We start from the raw sequence: 22,681 nt of genomic DNA, 5'->3' as shown, positions 1-22,681 counted from the left end.
CCTGTTTCTGTCCTAGGAGCTGCCATGACCCAAGAATCGCCCCGCGCTGCCGATCCCCGCTTCGATCCGGCCCGCACCATCCGCGCCCCGCGCGGCAGCGCGCTCTCCTGCAAGAGCTGGCTGACCGAAGCGGCCTACCGCATGCTGCAAAATAACCTCGACGCGGAAGTGGCCGAGGACCCGCAGCGCCTGGTGGTGTATGGCGGCATCGGCCGCGCCGCGCGCAACTGGGAATGCTACGACCAGATCCTGGCCTCGCTGCGCACGCTGGAAGACGACCAGACCCTGCTCATCCAGTCGGGCAAACCGGTCGGCGTCTTCCAGACCCACGAGAACGCCCCGCGCGTGCTGCTGGCGAACTCGAACCTGGTGCCGAAATGGGCCGATTGGGAGCATTTCAACGAGCTCGATCGCAAGGGCCTGTTCATGTACGGCCAGATGACGGCCGGCAGCTGGATCTATATCGGCACCCAGGGCATCGTGCAGGGCACCTACGAAACCTTCGCCGAAGCAGGGCGCCAGCATTTCGATGGCGACTGGGGCGGACGCTGGATCCTGACCGCGGGTCTGGGCGGCATGGGCGGCGCCCAGCCGCTGGCCGCCACCTTCGCCGGCGCCGTCTCCTTGACCGTCGAATGCCAGCAGAGCAGCATCGATTTCCGGCTGCGCACGCGCTATCTCGACAAGCAGGCGAAGGACATCGACGACGCCCTTGCCCTCATCCAGGAGCACTGCGACAAACGCGAGGCGGTCTCGATCGGCTTGCTCGGCAACGCCGCCGACGTGCTGCCGGAACTGGTGCGCCGAGCGCGCGCCGGCGGCCTGGTGCCTGGCATGGTGACCGACCAGACCTCGGCCCACGACCTGATCCACGGCTACCTGCCGCAGGGCTGGACGGTACAGGAGTGGAAGGCGGCCCAGGCCGATCCAGGCCAGCACGCACGCCTGAAAGCGGCCGCCGCCGCGTCCTGCGCCGTGCACGTGCAAGCCATCCTCGACTTCAAGGCCCTGGGCAGCCACGCGGTCGACTACGGCAACAACATCCGCCAGGTGGCGCTCGACGAAGGCGTCGCGAACGCCTTCGATTTCCCCGGTTTCGTACCGGCCTATATCCGTCCGCAGTTCTGCGAAGGGCGCGGCCCGTTCCGCTGGGTGGCGCTCTCGGGCGACCCGGAAGACATTTATAAAACCGACGCCAAGATCAAGGAGCTGTTCCCGCGCCACGCGCAAGTGCACCGCTGGCTCGACATGGCGCGCGAACGCATCGCCTTCCAGGGCCTGCCGGCGCGCATCTGCTGGCTCGGCCTGGGCGAGCGCCACCTCGCCGGTCTCGCCTTCAACGAGATGGTCCGCACGGGCGAACTGAAGGCGCCGATCGTCATCGGCCGCGACCATCTGGACACCGGTTCGGTCGCCAGCCCCAACCGCGAAACCGAAGGCATGCGCGACGGGACCGATGCCGTCTCCGACTGGCCGCTGCTGAACGCCTTGTTGAATACGGCGGGCGGCGCGACCTGGGTTTCGCTGCACCACGGCGGCGGCGTCGGCATGGGTTACTCGCAGCATGCCGGCGTCGTCATCGTGGCCGACGGTACCGACGCCGCCGCCAGACGCCTGGCGCGGGTGCTGGTCAACGACAGCGGCTCGGGCGTGATGCGCCACGCCGACGCCGGCTACGAAACGGCCATCGCCTGTGCCCGGCGCAGCGGCCTGAACCTCCCGATGATCAACAAGGGCAATACCCCATGAACGACGCATACCACGGCTGGACCCTGCACCCGGGCGCGATGACCCTGTCCGACCTGCGCGCGGTCTGGACCGCGCATTTTCCGATTTCGCTCGCGCAGGATGCCGCCGCAGGAATCGCGGCCTCGGCCACGCTGGTCAAGACCATCGTCGACAAGGGCGATCCGGCCTACGGCATCAACACCGGCTTCGGCATCCTGGCCAAGGCCCACATCCCCAACGACCAACTGGAACAGCTCCAGCGCAACCTGATCCTGTCGCACGCGGTCGGCACCGGCGAGCTCGTTCCGGATGCCGTCGTGCGCCTGATCCTGCTCACCAAGATCGGCAGCCTGGCGCGCGGCTATTCGGGCGTACGCCCGGTCATCATCGACACCCTGGTCGCCCTCTACAACGCCGGCGTCATGCCGGCCATACCGAGCCAGGGTTCGGTCGGCGCCTCGGGCGACCTGGCGCCGCTGGCGCACATGACGCTGGCCATGCTGGGCGTCGGTCCGGTGCGCTACAAGGGGCAGGTCATGCAAGCCGGCGCGGCACTGGCGCTGGCCGGCATCGAACCGGTCACCCTCGCCGCGAAGGAGGGCCTGGCCCTGATCAACGGCACGCAGGTATCGACCGCGCTGGCCCTGCACGGCCTGTTCATGGCCGAACGCCTGGTGGAAGCGGCGATGGTCACCGGCGCGCTGTCGGTCGATGCCGCGCGCGGCAGCGACGCGCCCTTCGATGCCCGCATCCACGCCGTACGCGGCCAGCCGGGCCAGATCGCGGCCGCCGCCATCTACCGCGAACTGGTGGCCGGCAGCGCGATCCGCGCCTCGCACCTGGTCGGCGACGAGCGCGTGCAAGACCCGTACAGCCTGCGCTGCCAGCCGCAGGTGATGGGGGCGGTGATGGACCTGGTCGCCAACGCCGGCCGCACGCTCCTGATCGAAGCCAATGCCGTGACCGACAACCCGCTCCTGTTCCCGGCGGCCGGCGACCCGGAACAGGGCGCGATCCTCTCGGGTGGCAACTTCCACGCCGAGCCGGTGGCCTTCGCGGCCGACACGCTGGCCCTTGCGATTGCCGAAATCGGGGCGCTGGCCGAACGCCGCATCGCGCTCCTGATCGACGCCAACCTGTCGGGCCTGCCCGCCTTCCTGGTGCGCGAACCGGGGCTGAACTCGGGCTTCATGATCGCCCACGTCACGGCCGCCGCCCTGGCCTCGGAAAACAAGTCGCTCGCCCATCCGGCCAGCGTCGACAGCCTGCCGACCTCGGCCAACCAGGAAGACCATGTCAGCATGGCCACCTTCGCGGCGCGCCGCCTCGACCAGATGGCACACAATACGGCAGTCATTGTCGGGATCGAGCTGCTGGCGGCAGGCCAGGGCATCGAATTCCACCGGCCCCTGGCAACGTCGGGGCACCTCGAACACGTGCATGCGCAGCTGCGCAAGCGCGTGGCGCCCTTCGATGCCGACCGCTTCTTCGCGCCCGACATCGAGGCGGCGCGCAGGATGGTGATCGATGGCGAGCTGTCGGCGTCCTGCAAGGCGCTGTTCGCCGTGTTACACCCTTAAAAACAGGAGATGGTATGGATTTCCGGTTCAAGGCAGGCCAGGCGCCGCTGCTGCTGTCGATGCCCCACGTCGGCACCGACATTCCCGACGAGGTGGCCGCGCACATGGCGCCCTGCGCGCTGGCGAGCGCCGACACCGACTGGCACCTGGCCGAACTGTACGGTTGCGCCGACCGGCTCGGCATCTCGACGCTCGCCGCACGCTGGTCGCGCTATGTCATCGACCTGAACCGCCCGCCCGAGAACACCAACCTGTATCCGGGCCTGGACACGACCGGCCTGTGCCCGGTCGATACCTTCGGCCGCGAAAGCCTGTACCAGGAGGGCCGCGTGCCCGGCCAGGCCGAGGTCCAGCGCCGCCTGGCGCGCTACTGGCAGCCCTACCACGGCCAGCTGCGCGCCGAACTGGCGCGGTTGCTGGCGCTGCACGGGCGCGTGGTGCTGTGGGATGCGCATTCGATCGCCTCGACCGTGCCGCGCTTTTTCGAGGGCCGCCTGCCGGACCTGAACTTCGGCACCGCCGAAGGCAAGTCCTGCGATCGCGGGCTGGAGCAGGCGGTCGTTGGCGTGGCGCGCGTCCAGGACCGTTTCAGCATCGCGGTCAACGGCCGTTTCAAGGGCGGCCACATCACCCGTTACTATGGCCAGCCGCAGGCGGGCGTGCATGCGATCCAGCTCGAGATGTGCCAATGCCTGTACATGGATGAAGCGCCGCCGTTCACTTATCGCCCCGAGGTCGCGGCCGGGGTCCAGCCGCTGTTGAATGACCTGTTGGGGTCCGCGCTCGACTGGGTGCGCGCATGAACGCCCTGTTCGCGCGCCACGCCTTGCTCCCCGCGGGCTGGCATGGCGACGTGCTCGTCGAATGGGATGCGCGCGGCAACCTGACGCGCGTCGAGCCGCGTGCGCGCCCGCCGATCGGGGTGGCGCGGGCCGAGTATGTGGTGCCGGGCATGGTCAACCTGCATTCGCACGCCTTCCAGCGCGCGCTCGGCGGCCTGACCGAAAAGGCGGGCGATGGGCCGGACAGCTTCTGGACCTGGCGCGCGCTGATGTACCGCTTCGCCGCGAACATCACGCCGGAACAGGTGGAAGCGATCGCGGCCCAGCTGTTTTCCGAATGCCTGCGCCACGGCTACACGGCGCTGTGCGAATTCCACTACATCCAGCGCGATCCGGCGGGCAGCCTGTACGCCCGGCCCGCCGAGATGGCCGAACGCGTGGCGGCGGCCGGGCAGCAGGCCGGCATCGGGCTGACCCTGCTGCCGGTCTTGTACAGCCACGGCGGCTTCGGCGCCCAGTCCTTGCAAGCCGGGCAGCGGCGCTTTCAGACGGACGTCGACACCGTGCTGCGCATCGTCGAGGCCCTGGAACCGCTGCGCAATGGCCAGCTCGAAGTGGGCGCGGCGCCCCATTCGCTGCGCGCGGCCGGCATCGGACAGATCGCGGAACTGATGGCGGCGCTGCCGGTCGAACGTCCGCTGCACATCCACATCGCCGAGCAGCAGGGCGAGGTCCAGCAAAGCCTCGACTTCAGCGGACGCCGTCCGGTTCAATACCTGTTCGACCAGCTCGCCGTCGACGCGCGCTGGTGCCTGGTGCATGCGACCCATCTGAACGCGGCGGAAGTGGCGCAGCTGGCCGCCAGCGGCGCCGTGGCCGGCCTGTGTCCGACGACCGAGGCCAACCTGGGCGACGGCCTGTTCCCCCTGGGCGACTACCTGGTCGCCGGCGGACGCTGGGGCATCGGCAGCGACAGCCACGTCTCGCACAGTCCGGTCGAGGAATTGCGCTGGCTCGAATACGGCCAGCGCCTGGCCGGGCAGCGCCGGAATGTGGCCGCCACGCCGACAAGGCGCGACGTGGCGCTCAACCTGTGGCAGGATGCACTGGACGGCGGCGCGCAGGCGGCCGGCCGTCCGGTGGGGGCCCTGGCGGCGGGCCGGCGGGCCGACTTGCTGGTGCTCGACGCGGCCCATCCGAACCTGGACGGCGTGGCGGACACCGACGTGCTGGGCCGCCTGCTATTCTGTGGCAATGACAACCTGGTGCGCGACGTGCTGGCCGGCGGACGCTGGGTCGTGCAGGGCGGGCGCCACATGGCCCAGGAAGCAATCGGGCGCCGCTACCGGCAAGCCATCCAACAGTTGCGCGAGGCACAAACATGAACATCCTGATTCCGTTTGCCGGCCTGTCGGCCCTTCCGTGGAAAAACGGCGGCGGCAGCACCACGACGATCGCGGTCGGCCCGCCCGAGGCCGGCCTGGAGGACTTCGACTGGCGCGTCAGCCTGGCCACGATCTCCGAGGACGGCCCGTTCTCGCGCTTTCCCGGCGTCGACCGCACGCTGGCGCTGGTGGACGGCCACGGCATGACGCTCGACATCGACGGCAGCGAACGCGTGATCATCTGCGAAAGCGGGCCGGTGCTGGCCTTCGACGGCGACTCGGAGGTGGTGGCCAAGCTCAATCGCGGCCCGACCACCGACTTCAACGTCATGACCCGCAGCGACCGCTGCTACCACCAGTTCGGACGCCGCCGCCTGGCGGGCAAATCGCGTTTCGTGGCGCGCGCCGACCTGACATTGATGTTCCTGGCCGAGGGCGAGACCCTCGAGATCGCCAGTGACATTGAACGCATCAACATGGTCCGCTACGACGCCGTCATGTTCGATCCGGGCACGATCTGGTCGATCGAGGCGACCCAGGCGGTGATCTTCATTGTCGACATTTTCTATTACAACGAAGACGAGGATTACGAAGATGAGTGAGCGCCACGGGCCGCGCGTCGACGCGGTGTTTGCGAACGTTAACCTGGCCACGATGGTCGGCGGCTACGGCGAGGTGAAGGATGGCGCGATCGCCGTGCACCACGGCCGCATCGCCTGGCTCGGCCCGCGCCGCGAGGCGCCCCGTGCGGCCGTCATCCACGACTGCGACGGCGCCTGGCTCACGCCCGGCCTGGTCGACTGCCATACCCATATCGTCCACGCCGGCAGCCGCAGCGACGAATGGGAAGCGCGCCTGGAAGGGGCCAGCTACGAAGACATCGCGCGCGACAGCGGCGGCATCATGGCAACCGTGCGCGCCACGCGCGCGGCCAGCGTCGAGGACCTGCTGCGCCAGAGCGCGCCGCGCGTCTCGCAGCTGCTGGCCGAAGGCGTGACGACGCTGGAGATCAAGTCCGGCTACGGGCTGAATCTGCAGGGGGAAGCGGCCCTGCTGCGCGCCGCGCGCCGCATCGGAGAATTGTTGCCGGTGAAGGTGCGCACGACCTTCCTGGGCGCGCACGCGTTGCCGCCCGAGTTCACGGGCCGCCCCGACGACTACATCGCCGAAGTCACCGAGCGCATGCTGCCGCTGCTGGTGAAGGAAAAGCTGGTCGACGCGGTCGACGCCTTCTGCGAGCACATCGGCTTCAGTTATGACCAGACCGAACGGGTGTTCGCCGCCGCCAAACGGCTCGGCCTGCCCGTCAAGCTGCACGCCGAACAACTGTCGGACGGACGCGGCGCCGAACTGGTGGCGCGCTACCGCGGCCTGTCGGCCGACCATCTGGAACACGTGACGCCGGCCGGCATCGCCGCCATGGCCGCGGCCGGCACGGTGGCCGTGCTGCTGCCCGGCGCCTATTATTTCCTGCGCGAGACGCAGGCGCCGCCGATCGCCGCCCTGCGCGCCGCCGGCGTGCCGCTGGCGGTGGCGACCGACTGCAATCCCGGCACCTCGCCGCTCAGTTCCCTGCTGCTGGCGATGAACATGGCTTGCACGCTGTGGCGCCTGACACCGCGCGAAGCCTTGTCGGGCGCGACTGTCCACGCGGCGCGCGCGCTCGGCCTGCAAGATGAGGTCGGCACTCTGGAGGTGGGCAAGCGCGCCGATTTCGCGCTGTGGGACATCGGCCGGCCGGCCGAGCTGGCGTATGCGATCGGCTTCAATCCCTGCCAGGCGGTGGTCAACGGCGGTGTGATGCGCGCGCGCGATGTGGGCTTGCCGGCGGGGTTCTGAGTGCGCCGCAGGGCGATTGCAGGCATGTCTCCCGGAGCGAAGCGCACATTCTCAAGCACGCTCCGCCCTTGCATTTGTGATCACTCAATCGTGCAACAGCGGTTGCTTACCCTTGATCGGAGTCAATTCGTCAGTCTCCAGCTCGGTAATTATAGGTACCAGAGTATCGGTAAGAGAGGTAAGCAATTGTAAGAACAACAGCTTCCAGCGATTTCGAGCCGCTATAGTGAAATCGTTGATTTCCAGTCTCCCCTCCCCATTACCACAATGGGTTCGCCCACGGCGCCTCGCGGCTCCGTGGGTTTTTTATGCCTGGAAAGCCGGCGCGATGCTCAGTCCGCGCGCCGCGCGAGGTGATCCAGCGCTTCCCCGGTCACGCGGCAGATCCGCCACTCCGGCATGATTTCGGCGCCCATGGTCTGGTAGAAACCGATGGCCGGTTCGTTCCAGTCCAGCACCGACCACTCGAAGCGGCCGCAATCGCGTTCGACTGCGATCTGGGCCAGCTTCGACAGCAACTGGGTCCCGTAGCCCTTGCCGCGGTGCGACTGGCGCACATATAAATCTTCCAGGTACAGGCCCTTCTTGGTGAGGAAGGTCGAGAAATTGTGGAAGAACAGGGCAAAGGCGACGACTTCGCCGTTTTCCTCGCCGATGATGGCTTCGCAGGCGGGGCGCGTGCCGAACAGGCCGTCGTGCAGCAACTCTTCGGTGGCAACGACCATGTGCTCGAGTTTTTCGAACACGGCCAGCTCGACGATCATCGAGTGGATGTGGCTGACGTCGGCGGGTTCTGCCGGGCGGACGGAGAAATGGATGACAGCGGTCATGGAGTTTCGGTTGCGTTGTTCAACATAATGGTGCGTACCGGTTTGACGGCGGGTGCGCGCAGGGCCCAGGCCACGCTGGCCAGGCACAGGATCATGCCCAGGAATTCGACCGGTCCGGGACGATACGCTTCCAGCTGGATCGACAGCAGCACCGACAGCACCGGCGTGATGACGCCGATATACACGGCCTTTTGCGGACCGATGCGGTTGATCAGCGTGAAGTAGGCGAGGAAAGCGATCACCGAGCCGAAGATCGACAGGTACAGCAGGCCGAGCGTGTAGGAGAGCGTCGGCGGCAGCATGAAGCGCTGGCCGGTCAGCACGGCGTACACGGCCACCAGCAGCGTGCCCCAGAACATCGACCAGGCGGTGGTGAGCATGACGTTGCCCGACTGCTCGCGCACCTTGCCGACCACGATGCTGCCGGCCGAGCTGGCGATCGTCGCCACCAGGGCCAGCGCCACGCCCAGCAGGAAATGGCCGCTGCCGCCCGCCTGCACGTCGCGCCAGGCGGCAGCGATCGAATGATAGAAAAGCAGGGCGACGCCGCCGGTGGCCACCGCGCCGGCGCCCCAGGTGCGCGGCGCGATCGGGGTGCCGTAGACCACGCGGCCGAGCAAGGGCGTCCAGAACACCATCAGCGCGAACAGCACGGCGACCAGGCCCGAGACCACGACTTCCTCGGCCTGGTAGGTGCAGATATAGGACAGGCCGAAGGTCGCCATGCCCTGCAGCATCAGCCACTTCTGGGTGCTCCACGGCAGCTGCAGCTTGACGCCGCGGCCGATGCAGATGGCAAACAGCACGCTCGATGCGAGGGCGAAACGGTAGACCACCGAGACCGAGGGCGGCACTTCGCCCAGCTGCAAGGTGATGGCCCAGAAGGTCGAGCCCCAGATCAGCGAGGCGATGGTAAACAGGACGGGAGAAGACATCGCGGAAGTATACGTGCTTTCCCCGTTTCCTGCCGTCTATAAATGGGAAAAGCCCGGGTCCGTGCCGGGGCCGGCGCAGGGGTGTGGCGGTGCCGCATCAGCCGCCGGGCGACGCGGCGCAGGCCGGTTCAATGCGTCACGCGCGTCGTGTAGCCGTTGCTGAGCAGGCGCACGCGCTCGCCCGGACGGAACAGTTCGTCCGCCGCCTGGGTCACGGCGCGCAGCTCGCCGCTGTCGAGCCTGACGGTGATTTCGACACCGTGACGCCTGTTCGCGCCGGCCTCGACCCGCTGGCCGAGCAAGCCGCCCGCGATGGCGCCGATGATGCCCATCGCGGCCGACCCGTCGCCGCTGCCGGCCTGCGAGCCGGCCAGGCCGCCGAGCGCGGCGCCGCCCACGGTGCCGACACCCGATTCCGGATGGACGATGACGACATTGCGTACCGACTCGACCGTGCCGGTGCGGATGACTTGCTCGTTCTGGGCCTGGTAGGCGTGGTAGACGCTGCCCGACGGCGGCGGGACGGCGCAAGCGGCGAGCAGGGCGACGAAAACGAGAGAGAGGGAAGTTTTCATGGCGGTCTCCAAAAGCGCGAGGCGCTGCCAGAAAAGCTTACTCCTCGAAAGCGGCCCGCGCCACCCGCATCGGCGCCTCAGTAGGCCAGGTTGAAACGCCGGTACAGGAAGCCGAGCACGAACAGCGGACCGATCAGCAAGAAGCGCACGTCGTCGAGAAAAGAAGGTTTTTTTCCTTCGATCTTGTGGCCGATGAACTGGCCGATCCAGGACACGACGAAGACGGCGATCGACAGCGGCAGCACCGTCATCGGCGGCATGGCGGCGAGGATCGCCAGCATCAGGATCGACATGGCGAGCATGCCGACCGCGAACGGTTTCGACAGTTGAAGGTAGTACCACATCGCCCAGCCGACGGCGGCCAGCGCGGCGGCCGGGTGGATGGCCCACAGGATGCCGAGCAGCGAAAACACGATCAGCGGCACGCACACGAAGTGGATCAGCTCATTGGTTCGATGGCGGTGGCTCTCGCCGTACTGGGCGAGCAGGGCGTGGATGGTGCGCGCGCTTGCGGTCTGGTCCAAGGGTGTCTCCGGCCGTGATGGTCATGCGAAAGATTCTACACCGGAGCAGGGCCAACAATCAGGTCGCCGCATCGGCCACGGGCGCGAATGCCGGCCGCGCGCCGAGCCGCATCTGCGGATGGTTCGCGAACACTTCCGACACCCATTCCACGAACACGCGCACCTTGGCCGACATGTGGCGGTTCTGCGGGTAGACGATGTGCACCGGCAGCGGATCGCTCGTCCAGTCCGGCAGCACCTGCACCATGCGCCCCGCTTCGACGTGGCGCATCACGAGGTAGTCGGTCATCTGGACCACGCCCAGGCCCGCCAGTCCCGCCTGCACATAGGCGTTCGAATCGTTCAGCGCGATCACGCCCGGCATCGGCACCTTGATGTGCTCGCCGTCGCGGTTGAAATCCCAGTCGTAGACTTTGCCGGTCTTGGCGGAGAAATAGTTCACGCAGCGGTGCTGCGCCAGCTCGCCCGGATGGCGCGGCACGCCGAAGCGCGCCAGGTAGGACGGGGCGGCCGCAGTGACGAAGTTGATGATGCCGACGCGCCGCGCGATCAGGCTGGTATCCGTCAGCGCACCGCCGCGCACCGCGCAGTCGACGCCTTCCTCGACCAGGTCGACCGGACGGTCGGTGCTGCCCATTTCCAGCGTAATGTCGGGGTAGCGCTCGAAAAAGGCGGGCAGGGCGGGAATCAGGATCTCGCTCGACAAGCCGGTCGGGGTATCGACGCGCAGGCGCCCGCTCGGATTGATGCGCATGCGCGACAAAGACTCTTCGGCTTCGCGCACGTCCGACAGGATACGCACGCAGCGCTCGTAATACGCCGCGCCGTCCGAGGTCACCGTCACCTGGCGCGTCGTGCGGTGCAGCAGCTTGGCCGAGAGCGAGGCTTCCAATGCCTGCACCAGGGTCGAGACGCTCGCTTTCGGCAGGTCGAGCACCTGCGCCGCGCGTGTAAAGCTGCCTGTGTCGACCACCTGGACGAACACTTCCATCGCCTGAAGTTTGTTCATGGAACCCCCTTTCCCGATATTTTAAGCTTATTGTTCGCCATTCACGAACAATCAATTCGAGATTGCCATCTTTATTTGCTTGACGATCGTGTTTATAGTGATCGCATTGCAGAAAAACCTATCAGTCAGCGGGAGCAGGACATGAAGATTCGGGACAGCATCGTGGCAAGCATCGCCATGGCGATCGGTACCCTCGCCATGGCGGGGGTGGTCGGCAGCGGGGTCTATGCCCAGGCGGCGCAGGCCGAAGCGCGCGGCGTGCATGCGCTGTCCGCTGCGGTGTCCGAATCGCTGTGCAACGAGGCCGCGCCGATGGCGACGCTGGCCGCCGTCTCGCCGCGGGGGGCGCGATGAACGACCGCTTCGATGCCGTCGACCCCGCCGCCGACGCGGTGCGGATGCGCGAACTGGAGGTGGCCGGCGAGCAGGGCCTCTTGAAGGGGCGCCTGTACGCCACCGGCGCCAAGGCCAGGCGCGACACCCTGGTCGTGTTCTTCCCGCCCGGCGGTTTCGTCGCCGACAACCTCGACGACTCGGACGGCTTCCTGCGCCGCCTGGCGGGGGTCAGCCACGCTCCGGTGGTGCTGGCGTCCAGCTACACGCTCGCCACCGTGCGTCCCTTCCCGGCGGCGGTCGAGGATGCCCACGCCGTGCTGCTCTGGGCGACAAAGAACAAGACCAGGCTTGGCTGGAGCGGCAAGCACCTGCTGGTGGCCGGCATCGAGGCCGGCGCGAATCTCGCCGCCGTCTGCGCCCTGATGTCGCGCGACCGCGGCGCGCCCAGGCTCGCCGGCCAGGTCCTGATCATGCCGATGCTCGACCCCGGCCTGTCGACCTGCTCGATGCGCGAGATGCCCAATTGCCCCGACCAGGAAAAGCTGGCTGACGGCTGCGCCGCCGCCTACCGCGGCTATTTGCCGAACGCAGCCGACCGTACCCATCCGTATGCTTCGCCCCTGCAATCGAGCCGGCTCAAGAACCTGCCGCCGGCCCTGATCCTGTCCGCGGACGACGATCCCTTGCGCGACGAAGCCGAAGCCTATGGCGCCAAACTCGCCGGCTTCGGCGTGCAGGCGACCGTGCGCCGCATGCTGCCGGCGCCGCAGATGGCGGACAACCGCAACGAATGCGCCTGCGAGGGGCCGGCACTGGCCGCCATCGCCGACTTCATTGCTGATCTCGAAGGGCAGGAGAGGCTTCCAGCGTAAGCCAGCAGCTTCCTGATTTTCCAACACTAGCGAACTGGATAGCCGCACCGTTCCGGTGCGGCGGGACCCGTTTTTCCTGCGATTCGTCGCGGGCAGGACGGGTGTCGCCAACGTATTTACGTTCTTGCAATAAAAAAAGGTCCATCATGAAAAAACCGACATACCTGGCCAGCACCGCCCGGCCCTTGATCGTCGCGCTGGCCGCGGCCGGCATCCTTGCCGGCACGCTCAGCGGCTGCGACGACGCGACCGGCAAGCCCGCCGCCGCGGCACCCGCCGCGCCGCCCGTCTCGGCCGCCATCGTGCTGGAAAAGCCGGTCGCCGAAACCCAGGAATTCTCCGGCCGCCTGGAAGCGGTCGAGCAGGTCGACATTCGTTCCCGCGTCAGCGGCTTCATCACCGCCGTCAACTTCAAGCCGGGCAGCAAAGTCAAGAAGGGCGACGTGCTGTTCGTGGTCGATCCGCGGCCTTACCAGGCCGAAGCCACCCGCGCCCAGGCCGCCGCTGCCTCGGCCCGCGCCAAAGCCGATCTCGCCAGGCGCGAGCTGGCGCGCGCCGAGAGCCTGGTGGCCGACAAGGCGATCGCCCGCCGCGAATTCGACGAAGCCGCCGCCAGCCAGAAGGAACTCGAAGCCAATGCCGGCGCCGCCCAGGCCCAATACGAAGCGGCGCGCCTGAATCTGTCCTACACCCGCGTCGTCTCGCCGATCGACGGCCGCGTCTCGAAAGCCGAAATCACCCTCGGTAACCTGGTCGACTCCACGGCGGTGCTCACTTCCGTCGTGTCGATCGAGCGCATCTACGCCAGTTTCGACGGCGACGAAGAGACCTATCTGCGCGTCGGCGCCAAGGCCCGCGACGGCGCGCCGGTGGCGGTGCGGGTGGGCCTGGCCAACGAAGAAGGCTTCCCGCACGAGGGCACGCTCGAATTCGTCGATAACCAGCTCGATGCCCGCACCGGCAGCGTGCGCATGCGCGCAGCCTTCGAGAACAAGGATGGCGCACTCGTGCCCGGCCTGTTCGCCCGCGTCCAGCTGGGCGCGGCCGACAGCCGCAATGCCGTCCTGATCAACGAACGCGCGGTGGGCACGGACCAGAGCCGCAAGTTCGTGTTCGTCGTGGGCGCCGACGGCAAGGCCGAATACCGTCCCGTGACGCTCGGCCCCGTCGTCGACGGCCTGCGCGTCGTGCGCAGCGGCGTCAAGGCCGGCGAAAAAATCGTCGTCAACGGCTTGCAGCGCGTGCGTCCGGGCGCGCCGGTGGCGCCGCAGATCGTCCCGATGGGCAGCGCCGCGCCGCTGGCGCTGGCCGCCGCCACCAGCGCCAAGGAGTAAGCCATGAATTTCTCCCGCTTCTTTGTCGACAAGCCGATCTTCGCGGTCGTGCTGTCGGTGCTCGTCCTCGTGTCGGGCCTGATCGCCATCTTCCAGCTGCCGATCTCCGAATACCCGGACGTGGTGCCGCCCTCGATCGTGGTGCGCGCCCAGTATCCGGGCGCCAATCCAAAGGTGATCGCCGAGACGGTGGCCGCGCCGCTGGAAGAGCAGATCAACGGGGTCGAGAACATGCTGTACATGTCCTCGCAAAACACCTCGGACGGCGCCCTGATGCTGACCGTTACCTTCGCCATCGGCACGAATGTCGAGCAGGCCGAAACCCAGGTCCAGAACCGCGTCCAGCGCGCGCTGCCGCGCTTGCCGGAAGAGGTGCGCCAGATCGGCGTCACCACCGTCAAGAGTTCGCCCAACCTGACCATGGTCGTGCACCTCAATTCCCCGGACGGCCGCTACGACGACCTCTACCTGCGCAACTACGCGACCCTGAACATCAAGGACCGCCTGGCGCGCATCGAGGGCATGGGCGAAGTGCAGCTGTTCGGCTCCGGCGACTACGCGATGCGCGTCTGGCTCGATCCGCAGAAGGTCGCCGCGCGCGGCCTGGTGGCGGGCGACATCGTCGACGCCATCCGCGAGCAGAACGTGCAGGTCGCGGCCGGCGTCATCGGCCAGGGACCGGCCAAAGGCGCCGATTTCCAGCTCACCGTGAATACGCAAGGCCGCCTGTCGAGCGTCGAGGAATTCGGCGCCATCATCGTCAAGGTCGGCGGGGACGGCTCGACCACCTTGTTGAAGGACGTGGCGCGCCTGGAGATGGGGGCCAATTCGTATGCGCTGCGTTCGCTCCTGAACAACAAGTCGGCGGTCGCGATTCCGATCTTCGAGGCGCCGAACGCGAATGCCCTGCAGCTGTCCACCGACGTGCGCGCCACCATGGCCGAACTGTCGGAAGAGTTTCCGGAAGGCGTCGAATACAGCATTGTGTACGACCCGACCCAATTCGTGCGCGAGTCGATCGACTCCGTCATCAAGACCCTGTTCGAAGCGATCGTGCTCGTTGCGATTGTCGTGATCGTGTTCCTGCAAAGCTGGCGCGCCTCCGCCATTGCGCTGCTGGCCGTTCCCGTATCCGTGGTCGGCACCTTCGCCGTGATGCTGATGTTCGGCTTCTCGATCAACACCCTGTCACTCTTCGGCCTGGTGCTGGCGATCGGCATCGTGGTCGACGACGCCATCGTCGTGGTAGAGAACGTCGAGCGCAACATCGGCAACGGCCTGAATCCGCATGACGCAACGATCCAGGCGATGAAGGAAGTGTCCGGTCCGATCGTGGCCATTGCCCTGGTGCTGTGCGCCGTGTTCGTCCCGATTGCCTTTGTCTCGGGCCTCACGGGCCAGTTCTACCGCCAGTTCGCGCTGACGATCGCGATCTCCACCGTGATCTCGGCGTTTGCCTCGCTCACGCTGGCCCCGGCCTTGTCGGCGGCGCTCCTGAAGCCGCACGATGCGCCGAAGGACCGCCTCACGCGTGGCATCGATGCCGTCTTCGGCCGCTTCTTCGCCGCCTTCAACCGCTTCTTCGGGCGTTCCTCGCAGCGCTACGAGGGCGGCGTGCAGACGGTCCTGCGCCGCAAGACCCTGTCGCTCGGCGTGTATGCGATCCTCGGTATCGCGGCCGTGTTCATGTTCAAGGTGGTGCCGCCGGGCTTCGTGCCGCAGCAAGACAAAGCCTATCTGATCGGCTTCGCCCAACTGCCGGACGCCGCCTCGCTCGATCGCACCGACGCCGTGATCCGCCGCATGTCGGCCATCGCCAGGGAAATCCCGGGCGTCGAATCGTCGATCGCGTTCCCCGGCCTGTCGATCAACGGCTTCACCAATGCGCCCAACGCCGGCATCGTCTTCACGGGCCTGAAGCCATTCAGCGAACGCAAAGGCAAGGACCAGTCGGCAGAAGCCATCGCGCTTGAAATCAACAAGCGCATGGGTGCCGTGGAAGACGCTTTCGTAATGGTGCTGCAGCCGCCCCCGGTGAACGGCCTGGGCACCACCGGCGGCTTCAAGATGATGCTGGAAGACCGCGGCAATCTCGGCTACGACGCGCTGTACAAGGCGGCGCAGGCGATGCAGGCCAAGGCCTGGGCCGATCCGCGCCTGGCCGGCGTGTTCTCGAGCTACCAGATCAACGTGCCGCAGCTGTTCGCCGACGTCGATCGGGTAAAAGCCAAGCAGCTGGGCGTGCCGCTGCAGACGATTTACCAGACGCTGCAAGTGAATCTCGGCTCGCTGTACGTGAACGACTTCAACCAGTTCGGCCGCACCTACCAGGTGCGCGTGCAGGCGGACGCCCAGTTCCGCTCGCAGCCTGACCAGATCGCGCAGCTGAAGGTGCGCAGCACGAAAGGCGAGATGATTCCGCTGTCCTCGCTGATGCAGGTGAAGGACACCTATGGCCCGGACCGCGTGCAGCGCTACAACGCCTACGTGTCGGCCGACATGAACGGCGGCCCGGCGGCCGGCGTGTCGTCGGGCCAGGCGCAAGCCATCTTCGAGCAGATCGCGAAGGAGACGCTGCCGAAGGGGATCGCCTACGAATGGACCGACCTGGCCTACCAGGACATCCTGTCGGGGAACACCATGGTCTTCGTCTTCCCGCTGTGCGTGCTGCTGGTGTTCCTGGTGCTGGCCGCCCAGTACGAAAGCTGGACGCTGCCGCTGGCCGTGATCCTGATCGTGCCGATGTCGATCCTGTGCGCGCTGGTCGGCGTCAAGCTGAGCGGCGGCGACAACAACATCTTTACCCAGATCGCGCTGTTCGTCCTGGTCGGCCTGGCCTCGAAGAACGCGATCCTGATCGTGGAATTCGCCCGCGAGCTCGAACACCATGGCCGCAGCGTGGTCGACGCCGCGCTGGAAGCGAGCCGCCTGCGCCTGCGTCCGATCCTGATGACCTCGATCGCCTTCATCATGGGTGTGGTGCCGCTGGTGTTCTCGACCGGCGCCGGCGCCGAGATGCGCCATGCGATGGGTGTCGCTGTGTTCGCCGGCATGCTGGGCGTGACCTTCTTCGGCCTGTTCCTGACGCCCCTGTTCTACGTCCTGCTGCGCACGTTCGCCAAGCGCTTCGAAAAACCCGCCGTCACCGCTGTCGCGGTGCGCGCCGAAGGAGTACGCCAATGAGAACGATGATTGCACGCGGCGTTGCGCCCTTGCTGGCGGCCCTGCTGCTCAGCGCCTGCGCGGCGCCCGTCTTCAAGCAGCCCGCCATCGATACGCCGAGCGCCTTCAAGGCAGCGCCTGGGGTGCGCACCGCGGCCGACGGCAGCCGCTGGCGTGAGGCGCGGCCGGCCGAACAGCAGGCGCGCGGCCAGTGGTGGCTGGCCTTCCAGGAGCCGCGCCTGACCGAACTGGTCGACGAGGCGACCCGCAACAACGCCGGCCTGGCCGTGGCCGCGGCGCGCGTCAAGCAGGCCAGGGCGATCGCGGGGATCGCGCAAGCGGACCGCACGCCCCAGGTGGGCGTCGGGGTCGGGGCCCAGCGCGCCCGGCCATCCGCCCTGGACCCGGGCCTGCCGCAGGGCAGTGCGGTCGCGCCGCAAACGGGCTATAGCGCCAGGCTGAGCGCCAGTTACGAGCTCGACCTGTTCGGCCGCGTGAGTGCGAACGTGGAGGCGGCGCGCCAGGATGCGGGCGCCGTCGATGCCAGCTACCGTTCGGTGCTGCTCTCGCTGCAGGCGGACGTGGCCCAGACCTGGTTCCGGCTGCGCGCGCTGGACGCGGAGCTGGCCACCGTCGACGCCGCGGTGCGCCTGCGAGAGGAAAGCGTGCGCGTGAACCAGCGCCGTTTCGATGTGGGCGACATCGGCGAATTCGACCTGTCGCGCGCCAGGACCGAGCTGTCGGCCACGCGCGCCGACGCCATCGGCCTGCAGCGCCAGCGCACGCATGCCGAACACGCGCTGGCGGTGCTGCTGGGCCGGCCGGCCGCGCGCTTCACGGCGAGCACCAGCCCTTTGCCGGAAGGCGGCGCGCTGCCGGCGATTCCCGCCGGCCTGCCTTCGACCCTGCTCGAACGCCGGCCCGACATCGCCGCCGCCCAGCGCGCGATGGAGGCGGCCAATGCCCGCATCGGCGTGGCGCGCGCCGCCATGTTCCCGGCGCTGAACATCAATGCAAGCGGCGGCGGCATCGGCGGCACGGTGGCCGAGGTCTTCACCTGGAGCAGCCGCTCCTGGGTGCTGGGCGCGCTGCTGGCGCTGCCGATCGTCGATGGCGGGCGCAACAAGGCGAACGTGGCGCGCAGCGAGGCGGCCCTGGAGGAATCGGTGGCGGCCTACCGCGAACGGGTGCTGGCGGCGTTTGCCGAAGTCGAGGACAACCTGGCCGGCGTGCGCATCCTGGCCGAGCAAGGTGCGCAGGTCGACGACGCGGTGCGTTCGGCACGGCGCTCGGCCGAACTGGCGCGCAAGCTGTACGACGCCGGCCGTTCCAGCTATCTCGACCTGCTCGACGCCCAGCGCAACCTGGCCGCCGTCGAACGCAGCGCGGTGCAGGTGCGCGGCAACCAGGCGCTCACCACCGTCGCCCTGATCCGCGCATTGGGTGGCGGCTGGGATGCGCCGACGCCCGACGCCGCGCCGCTGGCGATGCGCTAAGCCCGATTACGTGGACCCCTTGCGGCGGATCCCACCGGGTCCGCCGGTTTCATGCGCGGTTACAATCCTCGGATGACGACTCCGGCACCCCCCGACTCCACCCTGCTGACCGGCCTGGCGCCGGTGCTCGATACCGACACCCGCATCCCTGATCCTGGGTAGCTGCCCAAGCGCAGTCGCTCGCCGCGGACCGGTACTACGCGCACGTGTTTATGCGTGACGGGGTTTGTTCAGTGTGTATGTAAAATGCGCCCAGAACCCACATGGCGCTAGGTTTCAGCCCATTGACACAGTCGGAATCTGGGGACGAAGCGTTCATTTCGAACGCTGCCTCATAACTTGCGAAAATGAAAGTTCTGCCTATGCTCGTTGGCTTGTCTCCCGTTCTTGATCGACACACCCGGATTGTCATTCTTGGGAGTTTTCCTGGTGAGGCTTCGCTTTCGGCAAAGCGATACTATGCCTATCCGAGGAATCAGTTCTGGCGGCTTATGTCAGCAGTGACAAATGAGCCTCTTGCAGATATGGAGTATGACGAGCGACTGGCTCGCTTGCTTGCTCATCAGATCGGCTTATGGGACACCATCGCCGCTTGCGAACGTGAAGGAAGCTTGGACGCCGCCATTCGTCAGGCACGGGCTAACGAATTTGGCGTTCTGCTACGTCACAGCCCGCACCTTTTCCGCGTCTGCTTCAACGGTAAGACCTCCGGCAAATCCGAGCAACGCTTTAGCATGGCAGGTTTCGAAACCCTCTTATTGCCCTCGTCATCGCCAGCCTACGCTCATATGTCCTTTGAAGATAAGCTGGCTGTCTGGAAAAAGATCGTAGACCCAAAGACCAGCGTCCCACTGTCCGCTAGCCCGGAGATGTGAACACCTTAGTTAGATAGGCGCAATACGGATATGATGTCATCTGTCTTCCTGCCGAAGCACCAAGATGATAGATTTCAATATTTTTCAGTCTGTTTTCAACAATTCACCGGACGGCGAATTCCTGTTCTCTGCAAATCCCTCCTTAACGATTCTTGCAGTCAACAATAGAGGCTTGGAGGCAGTCTCGCGCGAGCGCGATGATGTAGTGGGAAAACCCCTGTTCGAGGCCTTTCCAGGGAATCCTGAAGATCCACAGGACACGGGAACGCTTGCACTTCATCAATCGCTTATCAAGGTCATCGCCACTGGAAAACCTGACAGGCTTCCAGTACAGCGCTATCCGATCCCCGTGCAAATGCCTGACGGAAGTGTAGGTTATGAAGAACGGTTTTGGAGCGTTTCCAATACACCAATTTTCGATAACGACGGCAAGCTGATCTGCATCTCGCACCGCACGGTCGACGTGACACAACGCGAACGCGCGGAAGCGGCAAGAAAAGAATACATCGCGAGGCAAACGTTTCAACTCCAGCTCGCTGATCGAATCCGCCCGCTGACCGCCCCAGATGAAGTAACCGCCGCTGCGAGCGAGTTGCTTGGAAGATTTTTGAATGCGGAGCGGGTGTTTTACGGTGAGGTGGACGATTCCGAAGAATTTCTTGACCTGACGCGCGATTGGGCCGACGGTTCAATGGCCTCAATGGCCGGCATGCGACTGGTGCTGGACGAGTTTGGTCCCCAAGTCATCGATATCGTGCGTGGAGGGCGGACAATCTCCGTCGATGATGTCACCACGAACGAACATTGCGCCTCCTATGCCGATGCGTTTTTGGCGAAGGGCGTGCGGTCCTTCATCGCCATTCCGCTATTAAAGGACGGTCGACTAAAGTCCATCCTGAGTGTGCATGATTCAGAAGTACATTATTGGAACAATACTGAAGTTGCAATGGCCGAGGACATGGTAGACCGAACCTGGTCCGCATTGGAAAGCGCGCGCGCGCAGTCAAACTTGCGCTACGAACGCGATCAGAGCCAATACATCTTCGACAACATGCTTGAAGGCTTCGCCGTTCTGGATCGCCACTGGACCATTCTGCGCATGAATGCGGAGGGATTGCGGCTGACGCGATGTCGCGCCAGCGAAGTCATTGGGCGCAGCCATTGGGATGTCTGGCCCTATCTGAAGGGAACCAAGAGCGAAGTCGTTTACCGCCGCGTAATGGAAACCGGGAAGACAGAGATTATCGAAAATGTGCACGTCTTGCCCGACAATACGCGATCGTGGATGGAGGTTCGGGTTCATCGTTCACTCGACGGCGGCATTGCGTTCTTTTTCCGTGATATCACTGACCGCAAGCTCAGCGAGGAAAAGCTGCAGGACACCGACCGGCGCAAGGATGAATTCCTGGCAATGCTGGCCCATGAACTAAGAAATCCCCTTGCGCCGATTCGCGCAGCGGCCGAGCTGCTGCAGCTGGTAAAAATCGATGAGGCCCGCGTGCGGCAAACGAGTCAGATAATTGACCGCCAGGTAAGGCACATGACCAGTCTAGTGGACGATTTACTGGACGTGTCGCGAGTTACCCGAGGGCTAATCGAGCTTGAAAGAGCCAGAATCGATATCAATCATGTCGTGGCGGATGCCATCGAGCAGGTGACCCCGTTGATCCGTTCGCGCCGCCATCGCCTCGGCGTACAGTTAACGCCGGAACCGCCTCTGGTGATGGGTGACAGGAAGCGGCTGGTCCAGGTGATAGTCAATCTTCTGACCAATTCGGCCAAATATACCCGCGAGGGCGGGCAAATCCTGCTCAAAACCGAAGTGCGCAATCAGCATGTGCTCATCCAAGTGACTGACAACGGCATCGGCATGACTCCCGACTTGGTGTCCCGTGCATTCGATCTGTTCGCTCAAGGGGAGCGCACTTCTGACCGATCCTCGGGAGGACTGGGACTAGGGCTCGCCCTGGTCAAGAGCTTGATAGAATTGCATCATGGGATGGTTGCCTGCGAAAGTCCAGGCGTCGGAAGGGGCAGTACGTTCACAGTCTGCTTGCCGCGCCTATCCGGTCAGGATCAGGAAGAGAGCGTGCAACAGGCTCATCCGGCAATGCCCAACAACAGCAGTCCGCTGCGTATTCTGGTGGTCGACGACAATACCGATGCTGCTTCCATGCTGGGTATGCTGCTGGAAGCGAGCGGGTACCAAGTACTGATCGAACATGGATCGCATCGTGCGCTCGAACGTGTCAAATCTGACCCACCACAAGTCTGCATTCTCGACATTGGTTTAGCGGAAATGGATGGCTATGAACTGGCAAAGCGCCTCCGGGCATCGCCGCAGACGGCGGACGCACTGCTGATTGCAGTGACCGGATACGGGCAGGCGAGCGATCGTCAGCAAGCGCTGGCTGCTGGATTTGATCATCATCTGGTCAAACCGGTCGATATCAGACAGCTCTTGACGATACTTGCAGAAGTCAGCTACTTCTGACTGGTAGAGTCTGACGCCTCTTATCAAAGGCAAGAGTGCGGCATCCCGATGGCCGCCGGGGGCCGGACGACTGTTGCGCAGGAACAGGCAATCTTGGCCCATCCATACACGCCTGGCCGATCCGTGGTACACTGGCGTCAGTCGTGAAGGTCTTGAGGCCTGCATGACATTCCGTACGAGCCCGCAACGCGATATGTGTAATGTCGCCAGCGACCAGCCAGGCGGGATTGTGATTCGAGATACGTTGGTCGACTTACACCGATGGAGGCACCTTGCAGATAGCATGGGCGTCCAGGGCTCCGCACCTTGCAGATAGCATCGGCTGGAGCAGCGATACAAGCATTGGCAATACATTGAAACGAAGCCCGCAGCAAGCGGGCTTTTTTTTCTCTCTCTACGCAGGTCGGCGTCCGGTTGCAGGCCCGGAACACAGCCGCCGCCATTCTCTTTCCGCCGCCAGGGCGGCCCGTTTAATTTTTGTCCGGTCCAGTCCCCGCGGGCGCTGTGCACCGGCAGCATCGTCGTGGCGCCGTGTTCATGCGCCGGCTCGCAGTCAATCAATCCAAAGGAAACCACCATGGCAAAAGAAGAACTCATCGAAATGAATGGCCTCGTGACCGAAGTGCTGCCGGAACTGCGTTTTCGCGTCGACCTCGACAACGGCCACAAGCTGATCGCCTATACCTCGGGCCGGATGAAGAAGAACCATATCCGTATCCTGGCCGGCGACAAGGTCACGCTGGAACTGTCGCCTTACGACCTGAACAAGGGCCGTATCGTGTTCCGTCACATTGAAACGCGCGGCGCCCCGGCGCCACGCACCGGCGGCTTCCAGCGCCGCCGTTAAGCCGTTCCTGCTCCAGGCCGCGATCGGCGCATGCCGCCATCGCGACCGGTAACGCCAGCACGCCGCGGCGCGGCCATT

At 65.6% G+C, this 22,681-nt stretch carries 19 protein-coding genes; 14 read left to right on the top strand and 5 right to left on the bottom strand.

All coding sequences use genetic code 11. The features are described from left to right. The first annotated feature begins 24 nt into the window (after nucleotides 1-24). From hutU to hutI, 6 genes are read left to right on the top strand one after another with little or no spacing between them, the layout of a single operon-like run. The gene (gene hutU / locus ACFPOU_RS10255; protein ID WP_379720262.1) at nucleotides 25-1,749 is read left to right on the top strand and encodes a urocanate hydratase; all 1,725 of its coding nucleotides are present in this window, start codon (nucleotides 25-27) and stop codon (nucleotides 1,747-1,749) included. Further along, the gene (hutH, locus tag ACFPOU_RS10250) at nucleotides 1,746-3,308 is read left to right on the top strand and encodes a histidine ammonia-lyase (protein WP_379720259.1); all 1,563 of its coding nucleotides are present in this window, start codon (nucleotides 1,746-1,748) and stop codon (nucleotides 3,306-3,308) included. Before hutU ends, hutH begins: the two co-directional genes overlap by 4 nt. 14 nt (nucleotides 3,309-3,322) lie before the next feature. Next, on the top strand, nucleotides 3,323-4,111 hold the full coding sequence (hutG, locus tag ACFPOU_RS10245) for an N-formylglutamate deformylase (RefSeq protein ID WP_379720256.1): 789 nt from the start codon (nucleotides 3,323-3,325) through the stop codon (nucleotides 4,109-4,111). Further along, on the top strand, nucleotides 4,108-5,475 hold the full coding sequence (locus tag ACFPOU_RS10240; protein ID WP_379720253.1) for a formimidoylglutamate deiminase: 1,368 nt from the start codon (nucleotides 4,108-4,110) through the stop codon (nucleotides 5,473-5,475). The genes hutG and ACFPOU_RS10240 overlap by 4 nt, the downstream gene beginning before the upstream one ends. Then, nucleotides 5,472-6,077: a HutD/Ves family protein gene (locus ACFPOU_RS10235; RefSeq protein WP_379720250.1), complete on the top strand. Its 606-nt coding sequence runs from the start codon at nucleotides 5,472-5,474 to the stop codon at nucleotides 6,075-6,077. Before ACFPOU_RS10240 ends, ACFPOU_RS10235 begins: the two co-directional genes overlap by 4 nt. Beyond that, on the top strand, nucleotides 6,070-7,314 hold the full coding sequence (gene hutI / locus ACFPOU_RS10230; RefSeq protein WP_379720247.1) for an imidazolonepropionase: 1,245 nt from the start codon (nucleotides 6,070-6,072) through the stop codon (nucleotides 7,312-7,314). Before ACFPOU_RS10235 ends, hutI begins: the two co-directional genes overlap by 8 nt. 332 nt (nucleotides 7,315-7,646) lie before the next feature. Here hutI and ACFPOU_RS10225 read toward each other — a convergent pair whose 3' ends face one another. The 5 genes from ACFPOU_RS10225 to ACFPOU_RS10205 form a co-directional block, all read right to left on the bottom strand. Beyond that, on the bottom strand, nucleotides 7,647-8,144 hold the full coding sequence (locus ACFPOU_RS10225; protein WP_379720244.1) for a GNAT family N-acetyltransferase: 498 nt from the start codon (nucleotides 8,142-8,144) through the stop codon (nucleotides 7,647-7,649). Further along, the gene (locus ACFPOU_RS10220) at nucleotides 8,141-9,079 is read right to left on the bottom strand and encodes a DMT family transporter (RefSeq protein WP_379720241.1); all 939 of its coding nucleotides are present in this window, start codon (nucleotides 9,077-9,079) and stop codon (nucleotides 8,141-8,143) included. Before ACFPOU_RS10220 ends, ACFPOU_RS10225 begins: the two co-directional genes overlap by 4 nt. A gap of 128 nt (nucleotides 9,080-9,207) precedes the next feature. Beyond that, nucleotides 9,208-9,654, bottom strand: a complete 447-nt coding sequence (locus ACFPOU_RS10215) for an outer membrane lipoprotein (RefSeq protein WP_379720238.1) — start codon at nucleotides 9,652-9,654, stop codon at nucleotides 9,208-9,210. 77 nt (nucleotides 9,655-9,731) lie between these two features. Then, entirely contained in the window at nucleotides 9,732-10,178 is a 447-nt protein-coding gene (locus ACFPOU_RS10210) for an Mpo1 family 2-hydroxy fatty acid dioxygenase (protein WP_379720235.1), read from the bottom strand. Nucleotides 10,179-10,236: 58 nt separating this feature from the next. Next, nucleotides 10,237-11,187 (bottom strand): LysR family transcriptional regulator, encoded by a 951-nt coding sequence (locus tag ACFPOU_RS10205; protein WP_379720232.1) that lies wholly within the window; start codon nucleotides 11,185-11,187, stop codon nucleotides 10,237-10,239. A 141-nt stretch (nucleotides 11,188-11,328) separates the two neighbouring features. Here ACFPOU_RS10205 and ACFPOU_RS10200 point away from each other — a divergent pair, with 141 nt between their 5' ends. The 8 genes from ACFPOU_RS10200 to infA all read left to right on the top strand — a co-directional run bounded on the left by ACFPOU_RS10200 (nucleotide 11,329) and on the right by infA (nucleotide 22,603). Continuing rightward, nucleotides 11,329-11,541 (top strand): hypothetical protein, encoded by a 213-nt coding sequence (locus ACFPOU_RS10200; protein WP_379720229.1) that lies wholly within the window; start codon nucleotides 11,329-11,331, stop codon nucleotides 11,539-11,541. Then, nucleotides 11,538-12,395, top strand: a complete 858-nt coding sequence (locus ACFPOU_RS10195) for an alpha/beta hydrolase (protein WP_379720226.1) — start codon at nucleotides 11,538-11,540, stop codon at nucleotides 12,393-12,395. Before ACFPOU_RS10200 ends, ACFPOU_RS10195 begins: the two co-directional genes overlap by 4 nt. Nucleotides 12,396-12,541: 146 nt before the next feature. Beyond that, nucleotides 12,542-13,729, top strand: a complete 1,188-nt coding sequence (locus ACFPOU_RS10190; RefSeq protein WP_379720223.1) for an efflux RND transporter periplasmic adaptor subunit — start codon at nucleotides 12,542-12,544, stop codon at nucleotides 13,727-13,729. A 3-nt stretch (nucleotides 13,730-13,732) separates the two neighbouring features. Next, nucleotides 13,733-16,912, top strand: coding sequence for an efflux RND transporter permease subunit (locus ACFPOU_RS10185; RefSeq protein WP_379720220.1), 3,180 nt, complete (start codon nucleotides 13,733-13,735; stop codon nucleotides 16,910-16,912). After that, a complete protein-coding gene (locus ACFPOU_RS10180; protein WP_379720217.1) occupies nucleotides 16,909-18,387 on the top strand; it encodes an efflux transporter outer membrane subunit in 1,479 nt (492 codons plus the stop codon). Before ACFPOU_RS10185 ends, ACFPOU_RS10180 begins: the two co-directional genes overlap by 4 nt. 362 nt (nucleotides 18,388-18,749) lie before the next feature. Continuing rightward, a complete protein-coding gene (locus ACFPOU_RS10175) occupies nucleotides 18,750-19,262 on the top strand; it encodes a DNA-deoxyinosine glycosylase (protein ID WP_379720368.1) in 513 nt (170 codons plus the stop codon). A gap of 64 nt (nucleotides 19,263-19,326) precedes the next feature. Further along, nucleotides 19,327-21,756 (top strand): PAS domain-containing protein, encoded by a 2,430-nt coding sequence (locus ACFPOU_RS10170; protein WP_379720214.1) that lies wholly within the window; start codon nucleotides 19,327-19,329, stop codon nucleotides 21,754-21,756. A 577-nt stretch (nucleotides 21,757-22,333) separates the two neighbouring features. Further along, nucleotides 22,334-22,603, top strand: a complete 270-nt coding sequence (gene infA, locus ACFPOU_RS10165; RefSeq protein WP_193688260.1) for a translation initiation factor IF-1 — start codon at nucleotides 22,334-22,336, stop codon at nucleotides 22,601-22,603. Nucleotides 22,604-22,681: the final 78 nt, after the last annotated feature.

The organism is Massilia jejuensis (genome assembly GCF_042656795.1).
GTDB classification, from domain to species: Bacteria; Pseudomonadota; Gammaproteobacteria; order Burkholderiales; family Burkholderiaceae_D; genus Telluria; species Telluria jejuensis.
The sequence above is the reverse complement of the archived record's forward strand: the minus strand, read 5'-3'. Positions and strand labels throughout refer to the sequence as shown.

What these genes read in the sequence shown, in the direction of transcription:
- hutU (WP_379720262.1), top strand. Translation starts at nt 25, where the DNA reads ATGACCCAAGAATCGCCCCGCGCTGCCGATCCCCGCTTCGATCCGGCC.
- hutH (WP_379720259.1), top strand. Translation starts at nt 1,746, where the DNA reads ATGAACGACGCATACCACGGCTGGACCCTGCACCCGGGCGCGATGACC.
- hutG (WP_379720256.1), top strand. Translation starts at nt 3,323, where the DNA reads ATGGATTTCCGGTTCAAGGCAGGCCAGGCGCCGCTGCTGCTGTCGATG.
- ACFPOU_RS10240 (WP_379720253.1), top strand. Translation starts at nt 4,108, where the DNA reads ATGAACGCCCTGTTCGCGCGCCACGCCTTGCTCCCCGCGGGCTGGCAT.
- ACFPOU_RS10235 (WP_379720250.1), top strand. Translation starts at nt 5,472, where the DNA reads ATGAACATCCTGATTCCGTTTGCCGGCCTGTCGGCCCTTCCGTGGAAA.
- hutI (WP_379720247.1), top strand. Translation starts at nt 6,070, where the DNA reads ATGAGTGAGCGCCACGGGCCGCGCGTCGACGCGGTGTTTGCGAACGTT.
- ACFPOU_RS10225 (WP_379720244.1), bottom strand. Translation starts at nt 8,144, where the DNA reads ATGACCGCTGTCATCCATTTCTCCGTCCGCCCGGCAGAACCCGCCGAC.
- ACFPOU_RS10220 (WP_379720241.1), bottom strand. Translation starts at nt 9,079, where the DNA reads ATGTCTTCTCCCGTCCTGTTTACCATCGCCTCGCTGATCTGGGGCTCG.
- ACFPOU_RS10215 (WP_379720238.1), bottom strand. Translation starts at nt 9,654, where the DNA reads ATGAAAACTTCCCTCTCTCTCGTTTTCGTCGCCCTGCTCGCCGCTTGC.
- ACFPOU_RS10205 (WP_379720232.1), bottom strand. Translation starts at nt 11,187, where the DNA reads ATGAACAAACTTCAGGCGATGGAAGTGTTCGTCCAGGTGGTCGACACA.
- ACFPOU_RS10200 (WP_379720229.1), top strand. Translation starts at nt 11,329, where the DNA reads ATGAAGATTCGGGACAGCATCGTGGCAAGCATCGCCATGGCGATCGGT.
- ACFPOU_RS10195 (WP_379720226.1), top strand. Translation starts at nt 11,538, where the DNA reads ATGAACGACCGCTTCGATGCCGTCGACCCCGCCGCCGACGCGGTGCGG.
- ACFPOU_RS10190 (WP_379720223.1), top strand. Translation starts at nt 12,542, where the DNA reads ATGAAAAAACCGACATACCTGGCCAGCACCGCCCGGCCCTTGATCGTC.
- ACFPOU_RS10185 (WP_379720220.1), top strand. Translation starts at nt 13,733, where the DNA reads ATGAATTTCTCCCGCTTCTTTGTCGACAAGCCGATCTTCGCGGTCGTG.
- ACFPOU_RS10180 (WP_379720217.1), top strand. Translation starts at nt 16,909, where the DNA reads ATGAGAACGATGATTGCACGCGGCGTTGCGCCCTTGCTGGCGGCCCTG.
- ACFPOU_RS10175 (WP_379720368.1), top strand. Translation starts at nt 18,750, where the DNA reads ATGCTCGTTGGCTTGTCTCCCGTTCTTGATCGACACACCCGGATTGTC.
- ACFPOU_RS10170 (WP_379720214.1), top strand. Translation starts at nt 19,327, where the DNA reads ATGATAGATTTCAATATTTTTCAGTCTGTTTTCAACAATTCACCGGAC.
- infA (WP_193688260.1), top strand. Translation starts at nt 22,334, where the DNA reads ATGGCAAAAGAAGAACTCATCGAAATGAATGGCCTCGTGACCGAAGTG.